This is a genomic window from uncultured Jatrophihabitans sp. (genome assembly GCF_964252635.1).
Lineage (GTDB): Bacteria > Actinomycetota > Actinomycetes > Mycobacteriales > Jatrophihabitantaceae > Jatrophihabitans.
The window spans coordinates 23,385-43,504 of record NZ_CAXUNP010000004.1 but is presented as its reverse complement, the minus strand read 5'-3'; the positions used below and the strand labels follow the sequence as shown (position 1 = coordinate 43,504).

The following is a 20,120-nucleotide window of genomic DNA, read 5'->3' as shown; positions in this document are numbered from 1 at the left end:
GCAGGCGCACCTGCGGTGGTCTGCGGGTAAGGTCGCCGCATGCCGAGCTATCGCATCCGGGACGCGGCCGAGCTGCTCGGCGTCAGCGACGACTCGCTGCGACGGTGGGCCGACAGCGGCCGGGTCGCCACGTCCACCGACAGCGCAGGCCGCCGCGTGGTCGACGGTGCGGACCTCGCCGAGTTCGCCCGCGCCACCGCCACCCCCGTCCCCGAGGTCGGCCCCATCGACCGCGAGTCCGCCCGGAACCGCTTCGTCGGGCTCGTCACGCGCGTGCTGCGCGACGGTGTCATGGCCCAGGTCGAGGTGCAGTGCGGGCCGTTCCGGGTCGTGTCGCTGATGAGCCGCGAGGCCGCCGACGAACTGGGCCTCGAACCTGGGGTTACCGCAGTCGCGTCGGTCAAGTCCACCAACGTCGTCGTCGAGGTTCCGAAATCGTGAGAGGTCGAGTGAGCATGAAGCGTGTCGTCCTGGGGTTGTCCGCGGTGCTCCTGCTGGTGGCCGGGTGCTCGTCCAGCGGGAGCGGTGGGAAGTCGTCCGCCCCGGCGAGCGCCGCCGCGTCCGGCTCCGGGTCGTCGAGCACCGCTCTCTCGGGCAGCATCACCGTGTACGCCGCCGCGTCGCTCACCGAGGCCTTCGGCACGCTGAGCAAGCAGTTCCAGGCCGCCCACCCGGGCACCACGGTCAAGACCACCTACGGGGCCAGTTCCGACCTGTCCACGCAGATCAGCCAGGGCGCGCCGGTCGACGTGTTCGCCTCGGCCTCGACGAAGAACATGACCTCGCTCGGGTCGGCCGCGCAGAACCCGACCAACTTCGTCAGCAACACCCTCGAGATCGCGGTGCCGCCGTCGAACCCCGGCAAGGTCAGCTCGGTGAACGATCTCGCCAAGTCGGGAGTCAAGGTCGCGGTCTGCGACCCGGCCGTGCCGTGCGGTGTGGTCGCCGCCAAGGTCTTCACGAACGCCAAGATCAAGGTCAACCCGGTGGCGCGCGAGAAGGACGTCAAGTCGACCCTTGCCATCGTGCAGTCCGGGGAGGTCGACGCCGGCCTCGTGTACGTCACCGACGTGCGGGCGGCCGGCGCGAAGGTCAAAGGCGTCACCATCCCGAGCAGCGTCAACGCCAGCACCGAGTACCCCATCGCGACGTTGAAGTCGGCCAAGAACGCGGCGCTCGCGTCCGCGTTCGTGGCGTACGTGCTGTCCGCGACCGGCAAGAAGGTGCTCACCGCGGACGGCTTCAGCAACCCGTGAGCCGGGCCCGGGCGCGTGCCCGGGCCGCGGGCGGGCTCGGTACGCCGCTGATCGTGGTTCCGCCCGCCGTCCTGGCGGTGCTGTTCCTGCTGCTGCCCACGGTCGGCCTGCTCGTACGCACGCCGTGGCGCCGGCTCGGCTCGATCTACCGTCACCAAGGGGTCTGGACGGCCCTGCGCCTGTCCATCGAATCGTCGCTCGAAGCCACCGCCGTCGCCCTGCTCGTCGGCGTCCCGCTGGCCTGGGTGCTCGCCCGCCTCCGGGTGCCCGGCATGGGCATCGTGCGGGCGGTGGTGACCGTGCCGCTGGTGCTGCCGCCGGTGATCGGCGGCGTCGCGCTGTTCAACGCGTTCGGGCGCAAGGGCATGCTCGGCGGGTTCATCCGCGCCGTGTTCGGCCAGGACCTGCCGTTCACCTACGTCTCGGTCGTCGTCGCCCAGACCTTCGTCGCCATGCCCTTCCTGGTCGTCACGGTCGAGGGCGCGTTCCGCACGGCCGACCGCGGTCTGGAGGAGGCAGCGGCCACGCTCGGAGCCGGCCGCTCCCGGATCTTCCTGCGGGTGACCCTGCCGATGGTGCTGCCGTCGATCCTGGCCGGGGCGGTGCTGTGCTGGGCGCGGGCCCTCGGGGAGTTCGGCGCCACGCTGCTCATCGGCGGTAACCGACCCGGCATCAGCCAGACCTTGCCCACCCTGGTGCTCAGCGTGTTCAGCGACCAGCCGTCGGACGCGCCCGCGCTCAGCCTGCCGCTCATCGCGGTGGCGCTGATCGTGCTCGGGGTGATGCGCGACCGGTGGCTGCGCCCGATCGCGACCGCAACATGACGGACGGAGGCGCGGGACTGCTGGTCGACGGCCGGGTCCGGCGCGGTGCGTTCGACCTCGAGCTCGCGGTGGGGGCCGAGCCGGGGGAGGTCGTTGCCGTCCTGGGGCCGAACGGTGCGGGCAAGTCCACCCTGCTGCGCATCGTGGCGGGGCTGTTGTCGCTCGACACCGGCGAGGTGCGGTTGGACGGAACGGTGCTGGACGACGGGCGCCGCTTCGTCGACCCGCAGCGCCGCCGCGTGGGCGTCGTGTTCCAGGACCACCGCCTGTTCCCGCACCTGCGCGTGCTCGACAACGTCGCGTTCGGGCCGCGGTCCCGCGGCGAACGCGCCACGACGTCGCGCACGGCGGCGCAGGCCTGGCTCGACCGCCTCGGCCTGTCGGAGCTGGCGCGTCGCCGTCCCCGCGAGCTCTCGGGAGGTCAGGCCCAGCGCGTGGCGCTCGCCCGCGCCCTCGCCGGCGAGCCACGGGTGTTGCTGCTCGACGAACCGCTGGCCGCGCTCGACGTGCAGACCCGCGCCGAGGTCCAGGGCGAGCTGCGCGAGCACCTCGGCGCCTTCGCCGGGCCGACGCTGCTCGTCACCCACGACCCGATCGAGGCCCTGCTGCTGGCCACCCGCATCGTCGTCCTCGAACGCGGTCGGTTCGTGCAGCAGGGCTCACCGGCCGAGATCACCAGCCGGCCGGTGACGCCGTACGTCGCCAGGCTCGTGGGGATGAACCTCTACGTGGGGCAGGCGTCGGCCGGACGGGTCTCGCTCGACGACGGCGGCACGCTGGTCGCGTCCGACGCCCACGACGGCCGGGTGCTGGCGGCGGTCCGACCGTCCGCCATCACGGTGCATCGCGCGCGCCCGACCGACACCAGCGCACGCAACGTCTGGAACGGCACGGTCGCCACCCTGGCTCCGCTGGGCGACCGGGTGCGGCTCGGCGTCGACGGCGCCCCGCCGGCCGCGGTGGACCTCACCGCGGCGACCCTGGCCGAGCTGGCGCTCGCCCCGGGCCAGGAGGTCTGGCTGTCGGCGAAGGCGACCGACGTCACCGTCTACCCGGCGCCCTGAGCGCGGACGGCCGATCTGGCACGCTGGACGGATGCCCGCGCGCGTCACCGTCCGCTACTGGGCCGGGGCGAAGCGCGCCGCCGGCCGCGCGCAGGAACCCTTCGAGGTCGACACCCTCGCCGACCTGCGAGCGGCACTGCGGGCCCGGCCGGCCCTGGCCGCGGTCAGCGAGGTCGCGGCGTTCCTCGTCGACGGGGTGCAGGCCCCGGACGACACGCCCCTGCGCGACGACGCCGAGGTCGATGTGCTGCCGCCCTTCGCCGGGGGGTGACCACAGGGGGATCGGCGCACGGGGGATGAGCGCGGGCGGTCCGACACGACACGCGACGTTCACCGCCGGCTCATTGACGACGCCCAGCGCGCAGGCCAGGCTGACACGGCTGCCCACTTGTCACCATTCGTAGGGATCTGCCCGTGCTGCGTCGCCGTCTCGCCGGTCTGTTGTCGTCCACCTTGCTCCTGGGAGTCACTGCCGGGGCCGTCGCCGTCGCGACGCCCGCCGATGCGGCCCCGGCAGTCGCGAAGCACCACCCGGTGGTCATGTTCAGCTCCGACGGCATGCGCCCGGACCTGATGCAGCTGTTCGCCCAGGGCGGCTCCATGCCCACCTACGACAGCCTGATGCGGACCGGTGCCACCGGCGACAACGGGCTGACCCAGGGCTTCCCGCCCAACACCGGCCAGGGCTGGTACACGCTGGCCACCGGCGCCTACCCGGGCGTGCACGGCAGCACCAACAACACCTTCTACGACACCCGGCAGCCGTTCACGAGCTCGACCTCGTTCTCCTTCCACGGCAACGGCTCGGGCCCCGGCACCGACCCGACGAGCGTGCTCGAGGCGCAGTCCGTCGCCTCGTCGGCCGAGCTGGCCGGCAAGAAGGTCGCCCAGCTGGAGTGGACGGGTGGCCTGAACGCCAACATCAACGGCCCCACCGTCGACTACGACACCAATTACTCCAAGCGCGGCGTCCTCGAGTACCCGCAGAACGCGACGAAGCAGGCGTCCGCGGCGAAGTTCGGACTCGCCTACGAGACGGCGTCGTTCACGCCGGCGAACGGCTGGACGAACGTGCCCACCGGCTCGTTGGCCCCGCAGCAGACCACGCTGACCGTCGCCTCGACGTCGACGGCCGTCAACCCCGACCGCGTCTTCGACCTGTACGCGTACTCGACGAACGGGACGGCCTACAACCGCGTGATCGTCGTGCCGTCCGGGGCCGGCAAGGACGGCGCGAAGTCGGTCGGCACGCTCGTGCCCGGCCGGTACAGCGCTATCAAGCTCACCGGTGCCGACGGCCTCACCGGCACCGCCGCCGGCGAGAGCACCGGCTTCTACGTCAAGATCATGACGATGGCGAAGGACCTGTCGCGGTTCGGCCTGTACTTCACCTCACTCACCCGGCCGAACGCCCACTGCGCCACGGCCGCCTGCGCCAAGCTGCCCACCGGCGCGACCGGCGAGGACCCGCTGGCCAAGTACATCGCCGACCACCTGCCGCCCGCCGTGTTCGGCGACTTCGCCCCCGTCGAGGCGGGCCTGATCGACGAGGACACCTGGTACCAGCAGACCGTCGACCTCAACCAGGCCTACGACCACGCCGTCTTCGACTACGTCCTGAAGACCCTGCAGCCCGACACCGACGTGCTGCTGGCCGGCACCGACCAGACCGACGAGGTCAGCCACCAGATGCTGGGCCTGATCACGCCCAAGGCGCCGGACGGCACCCGAAACCCCTACTACGACCGTGTCGCAGGTGCCGGCGCGCGTGACCACCGCACCGCGCAACGGCTCGGCTACATCCGCGGCGCCTACCACTCGGCCGACGACCGGCTCGGCCTCGTCCGCTCGCTGATCGGCTCGGACGCCGACATCCTGGCCAGCAGCGACCACGGCTTCGCACCGCAGTGGTACGCCATCGACTCGGCGCTGCCGCTCAAGCAGCTCGGGCTGCAGGACGTCGAGCAGACCGGCAACTGCCGTCCGGCGAGCACCGGCACCACGATCGCCAAGTCGTGCGAGGCCGGAGGCACGGCCCAGATCTACCTGAGCGTGAAGGGTCGCTCGCCGGACGGCGTGCTCGACCCGTCGCAGTACACCGCGACCGTGAACAAGATCGTCGCCGCGTACAAGAACCTCAAGGACCCGACGACCGGCAAGTCCATCGTCGAGGCCGTGTTCACCAAGGCCCAGATGGCGAACGTCGAGGGCAGCGACTCGCTCAACCCGACCCGCACCGGCGACGTCGTCGTGGTGTCGAAGGTGCCGTACGAGTTCGACGGCGCCACCACGGGCACGCCCGTCGCGCCGTCGCTGTTCTTCGGCCAGCACGGGTACCTGCCCGACGACGTCGACCTGGCCCACAACGTCAACATGCACGCGACGTTCGTGGCCGGCGGCCCGGACGTCAGGCACGTGCCGTCGGTGCGGGGCGTGCGCGCGGTGGACCTCGCGCCGACGCTGGCGGTGCTCGGTGGCTTCGACCCGCCGCTGCAGGCGCAGGGCTCGGTGCTGACGTCCGTCCTGAAGGGCGGTGGCAAGTACCGCACCGGTCAGGTGCTCGGCATCAACGACGTGCACGGGAACATCACCGGCAAGGGGCTCTCCTACACCGACCCCTACACCGGTGTGAAGGACTCGGCCGGTGGCATCGCGACACTCGCCACGTACCTGACGCAGGCCCGCAGCACCGAGAAGAACACCGTGACGGTGCAGGCCGGCGACATGGTCGGCGCGAGCCCGCCCGAATCGGCCCTGCTGCGCGACAAGCCGACCCTCGACGCGCTGAACTTGATGGGCATCGACGTGGGCACCCTCGGCAACCACGAGTTCGACCGCGGCGTGCCCGAGCTTTTGAAGCAGGTGCAGGGCGGGACGTCCACGGTCGACCCCAAGACCACGTTCGCCGGGGCGAACTACCCGGTCGTCGACGCCAACGTCATCAGCAACAGCACGGGCAAGCCGCTGCTGCCGCCGTACGCGATCAAGAAGGTCGGCGGCGTGCGGGTGGCGTTCATCGGTGCCACCACCATCACCACCCCGTCGATCGTCACGACCGGCGGCACCGACGGCGTCCACTTCGTCGACGAGGCCACGGCGGTCAACAAGTACGTGAAGGCCCTGCAGAAGAAGGGCGTCCACTCCTTCGTCGTCGTGGTGCACGAGGGCGGGACGCAGAGCAGCTACCCGGTGGGCACTGTGAATGACCGCATCCACGACATCGCCGCCGCCCTGGACCCGGCCGTCAAGCTGGTGATCAGCGGGCACAGCCACACCGTCATCGACACCCGGGTCGGGCACGCGCTGGTCATTCAGGCGTCGTCGTTCACCCGCGCCTACGACGACGTACACCTGCTCCTCAACGCGAAGGCCGGCACCATCGCTGCTGCGTGGGGTTCGGTGCAGCCGGTCTGGAACACCGACCCGCCGGCGTCGACGGACCCAGCAGGGGCGACCGTCACGCCCGACCCCGCGGTGCAGAAGGTGGTCGACGCCGCCGTGAAGGCCACGAACCCGGTCACCCAGAAGGTGATCAACACGGCGGCCGCTGACGTGCCGTCGCAGCGGGAAGGCGGTCAGACCGCGGCAGGGGAGTCGCCGGCCGGTGACCTGATCGCCGACTCGCAGCAGGCGTTCGCCAAGACGCAGCTGGCCTTCGTCAACACGGGCAGCGTGCGGGCCGGACTGCTTGCCGGTCCGGTCACCTACGGCGACCTGTTCACGATGCAGCCGTTCCAGGACGACTACGTGGACACGTTCTCGCTGACCGGAACCCAGGTGTGGGCGCTGCTGAACCAGCAGCTCGCGGCGGGCACCGGCGGCATCATGCAGGTGGCCGGGCTGCACTTCACCTACACGGGCACGCAGGGCAGCGGGCACATCACCGGCGTGTGGCTCGGCAAGGCGGGTGACAACTCGCACCCCATCCCGAACGACACCTCGGCCTCGTTCACCGGCACGGCCAACTCGTTCATGGTCGGCGGCGGGGACGGGTTCACGGTGCTGGAGAAGGCGAGCAACATCGTGCAGCGGCCGGAGGCCGAGCTGCAGCCGCTGCTCGACTACGTCGCCGCCTTGCCGACACCGTTCACGTACACGACGGACGGACGGATCCGGCAGGGGTGAGCGACGAGACGACGCGGGTGCGCCTCCTGGCGTTGGTGCAGGGGCACGTGCAGGGCGTGGGCTTCCGCGACTGGACCCGCCGCACCGCGACGTCGCTCGACCTGACCGGCCGGGCGAGCAACCTGTCCGACGGTCGCGTCGAGGTGGTCGCGGAGGGGCCACGTACCGCGTGCGAGCAGCTGCTGGCCGCGTTGCGAGGAGGCCACACCCCGGGCCGCGTGTACGAGGTGTCCGAGCAGTGGTCCGAGGCCGGCGACGACCTGCACGGCTTCACCGCCGGCTGATCGCCGCCAACGGTCAACAGGCAGCGCTGAGCGGGCGGTCAGCCCGAGACGTTCGGCCCCGCCCGCTCGATCGCGAAGCGGATGACCACCCGGCGCTCGCGTTGCATGGCGGCCCGGTAGTCGTCCCAGTCGGGGTGCTCACCCGAGATGTCGCGGTAGTAGGCGACGAGCAGGTCCATCGCCTCGGGCAGCTCGACGATCTCGGCGGTGCCCTCGACCTGGACCCACTGACCGAAAAACCCGTCACCGAAGGCGCACATCGACACGTGCGGGTCACGCCGGACGTGTTTGACCTTCATCGCCGTCTCGCGGGTGGAGACGACGACCCGCCCCTGGCCGTCGACGGCGGCCACGACCGGCGACATGGCGGGCCGGCCGTCCTGGCGCACGGTTGCGAGCACCGCGCGATGGTTCGAGCGCAGGAATGTGCGAGCCTCGTCGGCGTCCATGTCGTCCTCCCGGTTGCGGGTGTGCCCTCGTCCCGACCCTAGAGTGGTGGCGATGAATGGCGAGAGTGCACCGGGCGTGGAGCTGCCGCTCGTCGTGGGGCTGGGCGGCTCACCCGGCACCAGCTCCGTGACCAACCAGCTGATGCTCGCCTGCCTGGCCAAGGCCGCCGACCTCGGCACGCGCACGGAGGTCTTCAGCGGCGACGAGCTCAGCACGCTGCCCATCTACGGAGCGACAGCCACGTCGGCGCACAACGACCTCGCGGACCGTGTCGTGGACGCGGTACGACGTGCCGACGCGGTGATCATCGCAACGCCGGGTTACCACGGTGGCATGTCCGGGCTGGTCAAGAACGCCATCGACCACCTCGAGGAGCTGCGTACCGACGACCGGCCCTATCTCGACGGGCGTGCCGTGGGCGTGATCGTCTCGGCGGGTGGCTGGCAGGCGGCCGGGGCGGCCCTGGTGTCGGTGCGCTCGGCGATCCACGCCCTGCGCGGCTGGCCCACGCCCTTCGGTGTCACCGTGAACTCGGCCGAGCAGCGACCCGACGAGCACGGGCACTTCGACGAGCGCGTCGACGGCGCGCTCGGCATCCTCGCCGGCCAGCTCGTCGAGTTCGTCGGCTGGCGTCGTGGCGCGTGGCCGAGGTCGTGACACGGCGTGTCACAACGGAGAGGTCAGGCGGTCCGGGTCACGCGGCGCTGGGCGCGTTCAGGCCGAGCCGGCGCTGCTCGACGATAAGGCACCGGTTCTCGACGTAGAGCAGGCCGGCGTCCTCGGCGATGGTGCGCGCCTCGTCGGAGGTGATGTGCAGCTGCAGCCACAGCGCCGTGGCGCCCGCCGCCACCGCCTGCCGGGCGACGTCGGGCGTGTGCTCGGACGGGCGGAACACGTCGACCAGCCCGACCTGTTCCGGTACTTCCGCCAGGGTCGGGTAGGCCGGCAGCCCGAGGATCTCGCCGCCGCGGGGGTTGACCGGGACGATCCGCCACCCGTGCTCGATCATGTGCTCCGGAACGTAGTGGGCGGGTTTCGCGGGGTCGTCGCTCGCCCCGACCACGGTGATGGTGTCGTAGCGCCGCAGGATCTGCTCGACCTTCGTGTCGGTGTCCATACCGGCCACGATACGTTTGTCCGTGAGCAACGCTTGCGGAGCGAGCAGGCGGCATGGCGCCCACGGGCGGCCGAACGGAGTGAGGCGTGAACGGACCCGGGACTCTCGACTGGGCGCCCGCCGGCCCTGACCTCGTCGCCGAACCCGTGGCCGCGGCGCTGGGCGGCCTGACCGCTTTCGCGGCGTCCATCGACCCCGATCTGGCCGACACCGCCGAATTCTGCGCCCGGTACGGCGTGGAGCTCGCCGACTCGGCCAACTGCGTGATCATCGCCGGTCGTCGTGGTGAGGTCACGCGCTACGCGGCCTGCGTGGTGCTGGCCACGACCCGCGCCGACGTCAACGGCGTGGTGCGCAAGCGCCTCGACGCCCGCAAGGCGTCGTTCGCCGCGATGGACGACGCGGTCGCCCTCACCGGCATGGAGTACGGCGGGATCACGCCGATCGGCCTGCCGCCCGACTGGCCGGTACTGATCGACGCCGCGGTGCTGACCCGTAGCTCCGTGGTCATCGGCAGTGGACTGCGACGCTCCAAGATCGCGCTGGCCCCCGACGTGCTGGCCGGGCTGCCCGGCGCTGAGGTGATCGAGGGCCTCGCCGGCTGATAGACCCGGCTGATAGACACGGTGTCATGAGTGCACCCCGAACCATCACGTGTGGCCAGTGCGGCGGGACCGCTTTCGCGCCGGGCTACCTCGGCAGTTCCGGACCGGATGACCGCGGTACCTACGAGCGGTGGTACGAGGGTGAACTCGAGCTGGGCATGATGGGCGGCGTCAAGCACGCGTCGTCCCGCGCTCGGTTTCAGGTCGTCGCGCAGTGCTGTCAGCAGTGCGGGCATCTGGAGCTGTTCCGCGACGCCCAGGACTAGACGGTCGGCCCACCTGGGTAGTCCTTCAGGCATGAGCGCACCCGAGAACCCCGGCCGGCACGACGATCCCGCCGGCGCCGATCCCGCCGGCAGTGGGTCCGTCGACGACGCGTCCGTCGACGACCTGCCCGGTGACACCGGCGAGCCGCTGGACGCCGACGAGGGCGAACCCGCGGTCGAGCCGTTCGGCGGCGACGACGACATCCGGTCCGGCCAGTACGGCCCGGGCGAGTAACGCGGCCCGCGCTCAGCTCGAGGGCGCGAGCGCGCCCAGCACCGCCTCGTGCAGCAGGCCGTTCGTCGCCACCGCGTTGCCGTTCAGCACCCCGTCGACGCCGTTCAGGCCCGTGAAGCGACCGCCGGCCTCGGTGACGATCGGCGCCAGGGCCGCCATGTCGTACAGGGCCAGCTCGGGCTCGGCGGCGATGTCGACCGCACCCTCGGCGACGAGCATGTAGGACCAGAAGTCGCCGTAGGCGCGGGTGCGCCACGCCTGGCGGAGCAGCCCCGTGAAGCCGCGGTGGCGGTCGCCCCACGCCTCGTCGCCACCGAAGGAGGAGTACGAGACGCTCGCGTCGTCGACCGACGCGACACGCGACACCGCCAGGCGTCGCGGCGGCGCACCGAACACCGAGACCCACGCGCCCCCGCCACGCACCGCCCACCACCGACGGCCGAGGGCGGGCGCCGAGACCACTCCGACCACGACCTCGTCGCCGTCCATCAGGGCGATCAACGTGGCCCACACCGGCACACCGCGCACGAAGTTCTTCGTCCCGTCGATGGGGTCGAGCACCCAGCGTCGCGAGCCGCGACCGACCGAACCGAACTCCTCGCCGAGCACCGCGTCGTCGGCGCGTTCGGCGGCGAGCCGCGCACGGACGGCCTGCTCGACGGCGGTGTCGGCGTCGCTGACCGGTGTCAGGTCGGGCTTGGTCTCGACGACGAGGTCGGCCGACCCGAAACGGGCGAGGGAGATCGCGTCGGCGTCGTCGGCCAGCAGGCGGGCGAGCGCGAGGTCGGCGGCGTGATCGGTGGCAGGGTCGTCGGCAGGGTCGGCGGCTGGGTCCTCGGCACGGGCGGGCACCCGTGCAGGCTAACGGTGGGTAACGTCGCCCCCGTGACGTCCCTCGGCACGATCTCGCTCCGCGGACAGGTCCCGCCGTTCCACGTCATGCGCGTGCTGGGCGCCGTGACGGCGCGTCGCGAGGCCGGCCTGTTCGTCGCCGACCTGTCGGCCGGTCAACCGTCCACGCCGGCCCCGGCGCCGGTGCGGGCCGCTGCGGCGCACGCCCTGCAGCAGGACCGCATCGGGTACACGTCCGCGCTCGGCATCCCGCCGCTGCGCCGGGCCATCGCCGCCCACTACCGCGACCGCGCCGGGCTCGACATCGACGCCCGCAACGTCGTGGTCACGACCGGCTCGTCGGGCGGCTTCCTGCTCGCCTTCCTGGCCGCGTTCGAGCACGGTGCGACGGTGGCCATGGCGCGTCCGGGTTACCCGGCCTACCGCAACATGCTGGCCGCGCTCGGCTGCCGGGTGGTCGAGCTGCCGTGCGGGGCGTCGACCCGCTTCCAGCCGACCGTCGCCCAGCTCGACGCGCTGGGCGCACCGCCCGACGGGCTGGTCGTCGCCAGCCCGGCCAACCCGACCGGCACCATGGTGGGGCCCGAGGAGCTCGCCGCCCTGACGGCGTGGTGCGACGCGCACGGCACCCGGTTGATCAGCGACGAGATCTACCACGGGATCAGCTACGCGGCTGCGCCCTCGTCGGCCTGGCAGTACTCGCGATCACCGCTCGTCGCAAACTCCTTCTCGAAGTACTTCTCGATGACCGGCTGGCGCATCGGTTGGCTGCTCGTGCCCGACGAGCTGCTCGACTCCGTCGACCGGCTGACCGCCAACTTCACGATCTGCCCGCCGACGCTCTCGCAGCATGCGGCGTTGGCCGCGTTCGACGCCTACGACGAGCTCGATGCCAACGTGGCGCGGTACGCGCGCACGCGCTCCGCCCTGCTGCCGGCCCTGCGCGCGGTCGGCCTGGACCGGCTGGCGCCCGCCGACGGCGCCTTCTACGTGTACGCCGACGTGTCCCGCTGGACGCGGGACTCGGTGACCTTCGTCCGGCGGCTGCTGGACGACACGGGCGTGGCCGTCGTGCCCGGCGTGGACTTCGACACCCGCGACGGTGGCTCGTTCGTCCGGATGTGCTTCGCCGGTGAGGAGTCGGAGATCCTGCAGGCGGTCGACATCATGGGCGGCTGGCTGGTCGGGGCAGGCGCGACGCGATGAGCGAGCCGCACCCGTCGCACTGGTTCCGCGAGATGGTCGAGAACGGCGGCCCGCGGCCGCCGGCCGTCGACACGCTGGGGTTCCGCCTGCTGTCGGTCGACGACGTCAACGGTGCGGTCGAGGGCACCTTCGAGGCGCGGCCCGAGTTCGCAAATATGCTGGGCGGCGTCCAGGGCGGGTTCCTGGCCGCGATGCTCGACGCGCTGATGAGCTGCGCACTGCTGGCGGTGCTGCCGGCCGAGCACTTCGCGCCGACCTTGCAGCTGAACCTCAACTACCTGGCCGTGGCGCCGCTCGGCACGCTCACCGGCCGCGGGCAGGTGGTACGTCGCGGCTCGTCCGTGGCGTTCCTCGCCGGCGAGCTCCACGACCCGGAGGGCACGACGGTCACGACGGCCACCGCCACGGCTCGCATCATCCGCGTCCGGCGCGACTGAACGTCACGCGGACGTTCAGCGCGGCGGCCCGTCCGGCGCCGGCTCGGCGTACAGCACCTCGACCTCGTCGCCGACGCGGATCGTCGCACCGGGGGAGTCGGGCACCAGGCTCATCCCGAACCACGTCGCGCCGTCCCACCGGCGATGCCGAGCCAGCGTCGCGATCGGCTCCTTGCCACGAGCCGCGGTGTCGGCGTCGGTCGTGGTCATCACGCACCGGTCGCACCCCTTGACGGCCCGGAACACCGCGTCGCCGATGCGCACCGACCGCCACCCGTCCTCGGCCCACGGCTCGCTGCCTCGCACGACCACGCTGGGCCGGAAGCGGACCATCGGCAGCGGGCCCTCGTCGCTGCGCGGTCCCTCCAGGATCAGGTCGTTGAGGGCGTCGAGCGATGCCGTCGTGGTCAGCAGCAGCGGGTAGCCGTCGGCGAAGGAGACGTAGTCGTCGGGCCGGGCGAACCTCGGGTTCGGATGCCGGCGCGTCGGGTCGTCGAGGTAGACCAGCCGGGCGGGGACCCCCAGCAGGTCGCCGAACCAGCCGTGGTCGTCGGCGAGCGTGGCCTGCAGCTCGCTCTTCCACACCCGCACGTCGACGAGCGGACCGTCGGCCGGGGCAACGTGCAGCGGCGCGGCGTCCGGGCCGGCGAACTCCAGGCCGCCGTCCGCGCGCAGCGTCGGTGTCACCAACAGCATGCGCGGGTACTCGCGCGCGGTGATCAGCGCGCCGTCGGCGTCCACGACCAGCCAGCGGCGGTCACCGGCCAGGCCCCACGGCTCGACGATCGACTCGGTCAGCGCCTGGCCGCGCAGCGATTTCACCGGGAAGCGGTTGATCTCGTCCAGGGTCAGGGCCACGGGCCCAGAATAGAGGCGCTACCCGACCCCGCCGCGCCGCCGTTGCGAGACGATGGGTCCGTGTACGACATCGCTGAACAGGTCCCCAGGTGGCTCGACGCCGGTCTCGACGTCCTCGTGGCCCAGGTGGTGGCCACGCGTGGCTTCAGCTCGCGCGACCCGGCGGCGGCCGCCGCGTGGACGCGCGACGGCGCCGAGCAGGCCGGGCAGGTGCTGCCGGGCATCCGCACCGCCGACCTCGTCGGTCGCGAACCGGGGCTGCACGAGATCTCGATCTCCGACGAGGACGCCGGGCGGGCCGGGCTGTCGTGCGGCGGCACGGCCGACGTGCTCGTGCAGCCCGCGTCGGCCCTCGGGGTCGACGTGTGGGACCGGCTGGTCGCCCGCGAGCCTGTCCTGATCGTGACGGCGGTGCGCACGGGCACGGTGGGTTCGGCGGGCACGGTGGGCTCGGCGGGCACGGTGAGCACCTACACCCCGCAGACGGTCCGGGACGCGCCCGGCGGCCAGATCCCGCGGCTGTTCGGACGTGGGGTCAGCGCCACCGCACTGCTGGGCGACGACGCGGTGGTGTCGCTGTGGCCGGTGCCGACGCTGGTCGTGGTCGGCGACGGCCTCATCGCCACCGCGCTCGCCGACACCGCCGCGCTGCTCGGATGGTCCGCGGAGGTCATCACCGACGTCGACGACGCCGTGCGGGCTGCCGGGCGCCGGTACCCCAGCGACGCCTACGTCGTGCTCTCGCACGCACGCGAGGTCGACGGCCCGGCGCTGGCGGCGGCGCTGGCGGGACGGGCGGGCTACGTCGGCGCCCTCGGGTCACGTCGCACGCAGGCCGCCCGCCGCCAGTGGCTCACCGCCCACGGTGTCGCGCCCGCCGACCAGGACCGCATCCACGGCCCGGCCGGTCTCGACATCGACGCGCACACCCCTGCCGAGATCGCGATCTCGATCGTGGCCGAGATCCTGGGCAGCCGCTCGCAGTCCTCGGGCGGTGCCCTGCGCGACCGACCCGGCCCGGTCCACACGGCCGGTGTCAACGCCCCGCCGCCGCGTTACCCCAGTTCCTCGCCGGCGGTCAGCGGCTGACGAGCAGCTGCCGGAACGCGGCGAGCCGGTCCGGCGTCGAGTGTCCTTCCGCGACCCACGCATCGAGGGTGCACCCGTCCTCGGCGGCCAGGTGCTCGCACCCGCGCGGGCACCGGTTCGCGCCGTCCTCGAGGTCCGGGAACGCCCACAGCAGGTCGTCGGGGCTGACGTGCGCCAGCCCGAAGGACCGCACGCCCGGGGTGTCGACGACCCAGCCGTCGACGTCCGGCAGTCGCAGGGCCACGGCCGACGACGACGTGTGCCGGCCCTTGCCGATGGCGCTCACCCGGCCGGTGGCGCGGTCGGCCGTCGGCACGAGCGCGTTGATCAACGTGGACTTCCCGACGCCCGAGTGCCCGACGAGCACGGACACGTGGCCGGTCAGCAGGTCCCGCACCTCGTCCAGCGGGCCGCCCCGTCGCATGACGACGGACGGCACGTCGAGCGCGGCGTACCGCTCGATCACCGGCTGCGGCGGGGCGAGGTCGGACTTCGTCAGGCACAGCACGGGTTCGATCCCGGCCGCCAGCGCCGCGACCAGACACCGGTCGATGAACCCGTACGACGGTTCGGGGTCGGCCAGCGCCGAGACGATGAGGAGTTGGTCGGCGTTGGCGACGATGACGCGCTCGTGCTCGTCGGAGTCGTCGGCGGTGCGGCGCAGCACGGTGTCGCGCTCGTCGAGGCGGACGATGCGCACCAGCGCGTCGGGGGAGTCATCGATCGTGCCGACCACGCCGACGCGGTCGCCGACGACGATGCTCTTGCGGCCGAGCTCCCGGGCCCGCATGGCCATGACCTCGGTGCCTCCGGTGGCCTGCGGCTCGTCGGCCAGCACGAGGTAACGCCCACGGTCGACCGCGACGACCATCCCGTCGACCGCGTTCTCGTGCGCCGGCCGCTGCTTCGACCGGGGCCGGGTGCCGCGGGGGTTGGCGCGGGAGCGGACGTCGTCCTCGTCGAGCTCACGCGGACGCCGGGCCACGCGTCACCCGCCCGCCGACGTCGGGCCGAGCAGGCCCGACCACATGCCGGGGAAGTCCGGCAGGGTCTTGGTGGTGGCCCCGATGTCGTCGACCTCGACGCCCACGACGGCCAGCCCCAGGACCGCACCGGCGGTGGCCATGCGGTGATCGGCGTAGGCGTGCCAGGTGCCGCCGTGCAGGCTCCGCGGGCGGATGGTCAGGCCGTCGGCGTGCTCGACGACGTCGCCGCCCAGGCCGGTCAGCTCGGCGTAGAGCGCGGCCAGCCGGTCGGTCTCGTGCCCGCGCATGTGCGCCAGCCCGGTGAGCACCGACTCGCCGTCGGCCAGCGCCGCCAGGGCGGCCAGGGTGGGCGACAGCTCGCTGACGTCGCGCAGGTCGGCCACCAACGGGGCGATGCGGCCGGTGCCGGTGACGACCAGTGCGTCCCCGTCGACCGTGACCTCGGCGCCCATCGCGGCGAGCAGGTCGCGCAGCGCGGCCCCGGGCTGGGTGGTGTGCTCGGGCCACAACGGCACGCGGACGGTGCCGGCCGTGACCAGGGCGGCCGCGAGGAACGGGGCGGCGTTGGACAGGTCGGGCTCGACGACGTGGGTGCCCGCCGCCGGGGTCCCGGGCGCGACCTGCCAGACGCCGGGGGTCGGCGAGGCGGCGTCGAGACCGGCCGCACGCAGCACGTCGAGGGTCATCTCGAGGTGCGGCTGCGACGGCACCGGGTCGTCGCCGACGTGGGTGATCTCGAGACCCTTGTCGTAGCGGGCTCCCGACAGCAGCAGCCCGGAGACGAACTGCGACGAGGCGGTGGCGTCGATCCGCACCGCGCCGCCGGGCACCGACCCGCGGCCGCGGACGGTGAACGGCATCCGTCCCGTCCCGGCGTCGTCGATGTCGGCGCCGGCCTGGCGCAGCCCGTCGAGCAACGTCGTCATCGGGCGCTCGCGGGCGTAGGCGTCCCCGTCGACCGCGACGTCCCCGTCGGCCAGGGCCGCCAGGGGCGGGACGAAACGCATGATCGTGCCCGCCAGCCCGGTGTCGACGCGCCCGCCGTGCAACGAGCCGGGCTCGAGGATCCAGTCGGCGCCGTCGTCGCGCACCACGACGCCGAGTGCCCGCAGGGCCGCGGCCATCAGCTCCGTGTCGCGCGCCCGCAGCGGAGCCACGAGGCGCGACGGCCCGTCGGCGGTGGCGGCCAGCACGAGCAGCCGGTTGGTGAGCGACTTCGAACCGGGCAGCACGATCCGGGCGTCGACGGGGTCCGTTGCGAACGGCGCCGCCCAGTTCGCCCCTGCAGTCGCCATCGGATCAGGGTATTCGGTACCAGGGCGCGCGGCGCACAGTTCTCGTGCGGGGCTTTCGCGCTCGCGCCCGGTCGGTCACCATGGCGGCGTGACGACGACGTACCGGCGCCCGCTGGCCGAACGCCTCGACGCGGCCACCGCGCACTGTGCCGACCTGGAGAGCCTCTCGCGGGCGGTGTTCGACACCGTGGCTCGCGACATCTCGTTCGCCTTCGCCTGCCTGGCCTCGACCGACCCGGCCACCGAGCTGATCGCGCGGGCTTTCAAGTCCCACCCGCTCGCCATCGGCGAGGAGGGTTTCGCCGCGGCCGAGTACGGGGGGCCGGACGTCAACCAGTTCGCCGAGCTCGTGCGCCGCCCCGTGCCGGTCGGCGCACTCTCGCACGACACCGGCGGCCACCCCGACTCGTGCCGTCGCATGCGCGAGTTCATGACGCCGCGCTTCGGGTTCACCGACGAGCTGCGGTTGGCGTGCCGTGCCCGCGACACGACCTGGGCGGTGCTGGCGCTCTACCGCGGGCCCGGCGAGGATGCCTTCACCCCGCGCGACGCCGAGGTGCTGGGCGCGGTGCACGAGACGATCGCCGTCGCCGTGCAGCGCACCCTGTTCACCGGACCCGCCGCGTCGCCCGGGGCGGGCGGGGCGGCCGTGCTGATCGTCGACGCCGACGACCGGCTCACCGACGCCACCGCGGCGGCACGCGAGCAGATCGAGGAGCTGGCGGCCTGGGACGAGGGCGTGCTGCCGACGAGCGTCACCGCGGTGGCCGCCCAGGCGCGTTCGACGGCACAACCGGCCACCACTCGCGTGCTGAGCCGCACCGGTCGCTGGCTCGCGCTGCGGGCGATGCCCCTGGACGCGACGTCCTCCGGTGCCGGGTCGGACCGGCGTTCGGTGGTGGTGACCGTCGACGCGGCCCCGGCGGCCGCCGTCGGCGAGCTGGCGCTGGCCGCCCGGGGCCTGACGGCCCGCGAGCAGGACGTCACCCGGCTCGTGCTGCAGGGCGCGTCGACGAAGGACATCGCGGCGGCCCTGCACCTGTCGCAGCACACCGTGCAGGACCACCTGAAGTCCGTCTTCACCAAGCTGCAGGTGAACAGCCGCCGCGAGATGATCGCCCGCCTCGTCCTCTGACGGGGCTGGGCCTCTGATGCAGCTGGACCTCTGAGCTCAGCCGAGCGGCACCTGTCGTGGCCGGGCGATCCGCGCGTGGGCCACGACAGCGGGTGCGCGACCGGTGGTCGCCGGCTTGTCCGAACCCGCCGGCAGACCCGTGACCCGCCCCTTGCCGCCGAAAACGAACGGTAGCGACAGAGCGCTGCGCGTCGGGTCGACCGTCACCGTCGCACCGGTCGGCGTGGGCGAGGTGTACTCGTTGTCGCTCTGGGTCAGCACCAGCGCCACCCGGTGGCCCTTCGCGAACACGGCGTCGGTCGTGTCGATGGGCACGGTGATCGTGTACCACCGGCCCGGCGTCAGCGGGGTCGTCCGGCGCAGTGACGTGTGGTGGGCCGCGTCGAGCCAGCCCCGCGTGATGATGTCGGTGTCTGAGGTGACGTAGTCCTGCGCGGTGTCGAAGTAGCAGGCGTCGTCGACCGCCGTCGACTCGCCCCAGCACGACTGCGTCGTCAACGTCGAGATGCCCTCACCGGGCGAGAGGTAGTCGACCCGCCGCTGGGTGCCGTAGTCGACGAGCCGCGCCGACAGCTCGGTCGTCGGCCGGTCGACCTTGATCCGCAGCGTCACCGACGGCGAACCCGCGATGTGCACCGCCCGCGTCAGGGCGCCGCTCTCGAACACCGCCCGCCCGGCGACGCTCGACTGCGGCGAGGCCACGGCCTGGTCCTCGGTCAGCGACGGCGCGTCGGTGAAGGTGCGCGGCGCGCTGCCGCCGAGCCTCGACAGCGACGTGCCGAAGGTCGCGGTCAGGCCGGGCCAGCTCGCCTGTGTCGTCCAGGTGCCGTCGGCGCGCTGCACGTCGGCCTGCGGCTTGTTCATGATCCCGTTCGGCAGGCCCTGCAGCCAGCGGTCGAACCACTGGTGCAGCGTCCGGACCCAGACCCCGCGCCGGTAGTCGAAGGGGTCGACGTGTCCGTCCTGGCTCAGCCAGATCTTGCGGGGCACCCCGTTCCTCGCTAGCCGCGGCCACCACTGGCCGAACTGGTTGGTGGTGACGTTCTGGTCGTTGAGGCCGTGGACGAGGAACACGCTGGCGCGGACCTTCGAGGCGTCCGGGCGGTAGTCACGTGCCTGCCAGAACGCGTTGAAGTTCCCGGTGGCGTCGTCGCTCGCCGCCTGCTCGGCGGCGTACCGGCTGTCGCAGACGCCCTTGGGCCGGCCGCCCGTGTAGGTCGCCAGGTAGTCGACGTAGTCCGTCGAGCGCAGCACCCCGCCGAAGCGGGTGTAGTCGTACCAGCTCGAGATGGCCGAGATCGGCACGACGGTGCTCAACCCGCGCACACCGGTGGCGGCGACGCCGTTCGCGATCGACCCGTCCCACGACTTGCCGATCATGCCGACCTTGCCGGTTGTCCAGTTCGCCGTGACCCGGTCGCCGGCCGAGTCGTAGCCGGGCACGCGGCCGTTGAACCAGTCGATGGCCGCTTTGGCGCCCAGTACCTCGTAGCGGCCGCCGACGTCCCCGCAGCCCGTCGATCGGGCGGTGCCGACGAGGTCGACACCGGCCACCGCGTACCCGCGCGGCACGAAGTAGTTGTCGTAGAACAGCGGCAGCTTCGCGATGGTCCCGTCTGCCTGGTAGGTCTTGAGTTCCGATTCGTTGCCGCGCCCGCAGCAGGTGAAGTACGGCGATGCGTCCATGATCACCGGCACCTTGACGTGCTGCCGGGCCGCCTCGGCCGGCCGGATGATGTCGACGGCGACGCGGTCGTCCTTGCCGTCGCCGTCGCTGTCGAACGGCGCCCGCACGTACACGGTCTGGTGGATCGCGTTCGCGTACGAGTAGGTCGGCACGGTCGAGGTGCCGTGCACGTAGGGCCGGTGGTCCGGGGACGCGCCCGCGGTCTGCGCTCGGCCGACCGCGACGGCGGCCAGGGTGGCGACGAGTGCGGCGACGACCGCGAGGACCGTCAGGGGACGCAGGGTGGAGACGCGCACGGCGGTGGCCTTTCGACACAGGACGGGCGACACAGGGCGGGCGACACAGGGCG

22 protein-coding genes are annotated in these 20,120 nt (G+C 72.6%); 15 read left to right on the top strand and 7 right to left on the bottom strand.

All coding sequences use genetic code 11. From position 1 onward, the window contains the following. Positions 1 to 39 precede the first annotated feature (39 nt). From ACFFCA_RS02875 to ACFFCA_RS02845, 7 genes are all read left to right on the top strand, one after another. Entirely contained in the window at positions 40 to 441 is a 402-nt protein-coding gene (locus tag ACFFCA_RS02875) for a molybdopterin-binding protein (RefSeq protein WP_375481628.1), read from the top strand. A 14-nt stretch (positions 442 to 455) separates the two neighbouring features. Beyond that, positions 456 to 1,256 (top strand): molybdate ABC transporter substrate-binding protein, encoded by an 801-nt coding sequence (gene modA, locus ACFFCA_RS02870; RefSeq protein ID WP_375481626.1) that lies wholly within the window; start codon positions 456 to 458, stop codon positions 1,254 to 1,256. A gap of 53 nt (positions 1,257 to 1,309) precedes the next feature. Next, on the top strand, positions 1,310 to 2,080 hold the full coding sequence (gene modB, locus ACFFCA_RS02865) for a molybdate ABC transporter permease subunit (RefSeq protein ID WP_375481624.1): 771 nt from the start codon (positions 1,310 to 1,312) through the stop codon (positions 2,078 to 2,080). Beyond that, the gene (locus tag ACFFCA_RS02860; protein WP_375481622.1) at positions 2,050 to 3,144 is read left to right on the top strand and encodes an ABC transporter ATP-binding protein; all 1,095 of its coding nucleotides are present in this window, start codon (positions 2,050 to 2,052) and stop codon (positions 3,142 to 3,144) included. The genes modB and ACFFCA_RS02860 overlap by 31 nt, the downstream gene beginning before the upstream one ends. 31 nt (positions 3,145 to 3,175) lie before the next feature. Beyond that, positions 3,176 to 3,415, top strand: coding sequence for a MoaD/ThiS family protein (locus ACFFCA_RS02855; RefSeq protein WP_375481620.1), 240 nt, complete (start codon positions 3,176 to 3,178; stop codon positions 3,413 to 3,415). Positions 3,416 to 3,558: 143 nt separating this feature from the next. Beyond that, positions 3,559 to 7,269 carry an alkaline phosphatase family protein gene (locus tag ACFFCA_RS02850; RefSeq protein ID WP_375481618.1) on the top strand — a complete coding sequence of 1,237 codons (3,711 nt, stop codon included), beginning with the start codon at positions 3,559 to 3,561 and terminating at the stop codon, positions 7,267 to 7,269. Further along, entirely contained in the window at positions 7,266 to 7,553 is a 288-nt protein-coding gene (locus tag ACFFCA_RS02845) for an acylphosphatase (RefSeq protein ID WP_375481616.1), read from the top strand. The genes ACFFCA_RS02850 and ACFFCA_RS02845 overlap by 4 nt, the downstream gene beginning before the upstream one ends. A gap of 38 nt (positions 7,554 to 7,591) precedes the next feature. Here ACFFCA_RS02845 and ACFFCA_RS02840 read toward each other — a convergent pair whose 3' ends face one another. Then, positions 7,592 to 8,002, bottom strand: coding sequence for a PPOX class F420-dependent oxidoreductase (locus ACFFCA_RS02840; protein WP_375481614.1), 411 nt, complete (start codon positions 8,000 to 8,002; stop codon positions 7,592 to 7,594). A 52-nt stretch (positions 8,003 to 8,054) separates the two neighbouring features. Between ACFFCA_RS02840 and ACFFCA_RS02835 the strand changes: the two genes are divergently transcribed. Then, the gene (locus ACFFCA_RS02835) at positions 8,055 to 8,660 is read left to right on the top strand and encodes an NADPH-dependent FMN reductase (RefSeq protein ID WP_375481612.1); all 606 of its coding nucleotides are present in this window, start codon (positions 8,055 to 8,057) and stop codon (positions 8,658 to 8,660) included. A gap of 37 nt (positions 8,661 to 8,697) precedes the next feature. Here the strand turns inward: ACFFCA_RS02835 and ACFFCA_RS02830 are convergent, their stop codons facing one another. Then, the gene (locus ACFFCA_RS02830; protein ID WP_375481610.1) at positions 8,698 to 9,120 is read right to left on the bottom strand and encodes a CoA-binding protein; all 423 of its coding nucleotides are present in this window, start codon (positions 9,118 to 9,120) and stop codon (positions 8,698 to 8,700) included. An 86-nt stretch (positions 9,121 to 9,206) separates the two neighbouring features. Between ACFFCA_RS02830 and ACFFCA_RS02825 the strand changes: the two genes are divergently transcribed. The 3 genes from ACFFCA_RS02825 to ACFFCA_RS02815 are packed head-to-tail and all read left to right on the top strand — an operon-like array spanning position 9,207 to position 10,226. After that, positions 9,207 to 9,725, top strand: coding sequence for a YbaK/EbsC family protein (locus ACFFCA_RS02825; RefSeq protein ID WP_375481608.1), 519 nt, complete (start codon positions 9,207 to 9,209; stop codon positions 9,723 to 9,725). Between the two features lie 26 nt (positions 9,726 to 9,751). After that, positions 9,752 to 9,991: a hypothetical protein gene (locus ACFFCA_RS02820; RefSeq protein WP_375481606.1), complete on the top strand. Its 240-nt coding sequence runs from the start codon at positions 9,752 to 9,754 to the stop codon at positions 9,989 to 9,991. 31 nt (positions 9,992 to 10,022) lie between these two features. Then, on the top strand, positions 10,023 to 10,226 hold the full coding sequence (locus ACFFCA_RS02815; protein ID WP_375481604.1) for a hypothetical protein: 204 nt from the start codon (positions 10,023 to 10,025) through the stop codon (positions 10,224 to 10,226). A 12-nt stretch (positions 10,227 to 10,238) separates the two neighbouring features. Here ACFFCA_RS02815 and ACFFCA_RS02810 read toward each other — a convergent pair whose 3' ends face one another. Then, on the bottom strand, positions 10,239 to 11,078 hold the full coding sequence (locus ACFFCA_RS02810) for an inositol monophosphatase family protein (RefSeq protein WP_375481602.1): 840 nt from the start codon (positions 11,076 to 11,078) through the stop codon (positions 10,239 to 10,241). An 87-nt stretch (positions 11,079 to 11,165) separates the two neighbouring features. Here ACFFCA_RS02810 and ACFFCA_RS02805 point away from each other — a divergent pair, with 87 nt between their 5' ends. Next, on the top strand, positions 11,166 to 12,284 hold the full coding sequence (locus ACFFCA_RS02805) for an aminotransferase class I/II-fold pyridoxal phosphate-dependent enzyme (protein WP_375481793.1): 1,119 nt from the start codon (positions 11,166 to 11,168) through the stop codon (positions 12,282 to 12,284). Continuing rightward, a complete protein-coding gene (locus ACFFCA_RS02800; protein ID WP_375481600.1) occupies positions 12,281 to 12,721 on the top strand; it encodes a PaaI family thioesterase in 441 nt (146 codons plus the stop codon). The genes ACFFCA_RS02805 and ACFFCA_RS02800 overlap by 4 nt, the downstream gene beginning before the upstream one ends. A gap of 15 nt (positions 12,722 to 12,736) precedes the next feature. Here ACFFCA_RS02800 and ACFFCA_RS02795 read toward each other — a convergent pair whose 3' ends face one another. Then, positions 12,737 to 13,579, bottom strand: a complete 843-nt coding sequence (locus ACFFCA_RS02795; RefSeq protein WP_375481598.1) for an MOSC domain-containing protein — start codon at positions 13,577 to 13,579, stop codon at positions 12,737 to 12,739. A 60-nt stretch (positions 13,580 to 13,639) separates the two neighbouring features. Here ACFFCA_RS02795 and ACFFCA_RS02790 point away from each other — a divergent pair, with 60 nt between their 5' ends. Next, positions 13,640 to 14,668 (top strand): XdhC family protein, encoded by a 1,029-nt coding sequence (locus ACFFCA_RS02790; protein WP_375481596.1) that lies wholly within the window; start codon positions 13,640 to 13,642, stop codon positions 14,666 to 14,668. Here ACFFCA_RS02790 and rsgA read toward each other — a convergent pair. Further along, positions 14,658 to 15,653 carry a ribosome small subunit-dependent GTPase A gene (gene rsgA, locus ACFFCA_RS02785; protein WP_375481594.1) on the bottom strand — a complete coding sequence of 332 codons (996 nt, stop codon included), beginning with the start codon at positions 15,651 to 15,653 and terminating at the stop codon, positions 14,658 to 14,660. The two genes, ACFFCA_RS02790 and rsgA, sit on opposite strands and share 11 nt — an antisense overlap. Before the next feature lie 3 nt (positions 15,654 to 15,656). Next, on the bottom strand, positions 15,657 to 16,949 hold the full coding sequence (gene aroA, locus ACFFCA_RS02780) for a 3-phosphoshikimate 1-carboxyvinyltransferase (RefSeq protein WP_375481592.1): 1,293 nt from the start codon (positions 16,947 to 16,949) through the stop codon (positions 15,657 to 15,659). 88 nt (positions 16,950 to 17,037) lie between these two features. On the opposite strand from aroA, the gene ACFFCA_RS02775 reads away from it, so the two are divergent. Further along, positions 17,038 to 18,084: a response regulator transcription factor gene (locus tag ACFFCA_RS02775; protein ID WP_375481590.1), complete on the top strand. Its 1,047-nt coding sequence runs from the start codon at positions 17,038 to 17,040 to the stop codon at positions 18,082 to 18,084. A 36-nt stretch (positions 18,085 to 18,120) separates the two neighbouring features. Here the strand turns inward: ACFFCA_RS02775 and ACFFCA_RS02770 are convergent, their stop codons facing one another. Then, positions 18,121 to 20,067 (bottom strand): Xaa-Pro dipeptidyl-peptidase, encoded by a 1,947-nt coding sequence (locus ACFFCA_RS02770; protein WP_375481589.1) that lies wholly within the window; start codon positions 20,065 to 20,067, stop codon positions 18,121 to 18,123. Positions 20,068 to 20,120 lie beyond the last annotated feature (53 nt).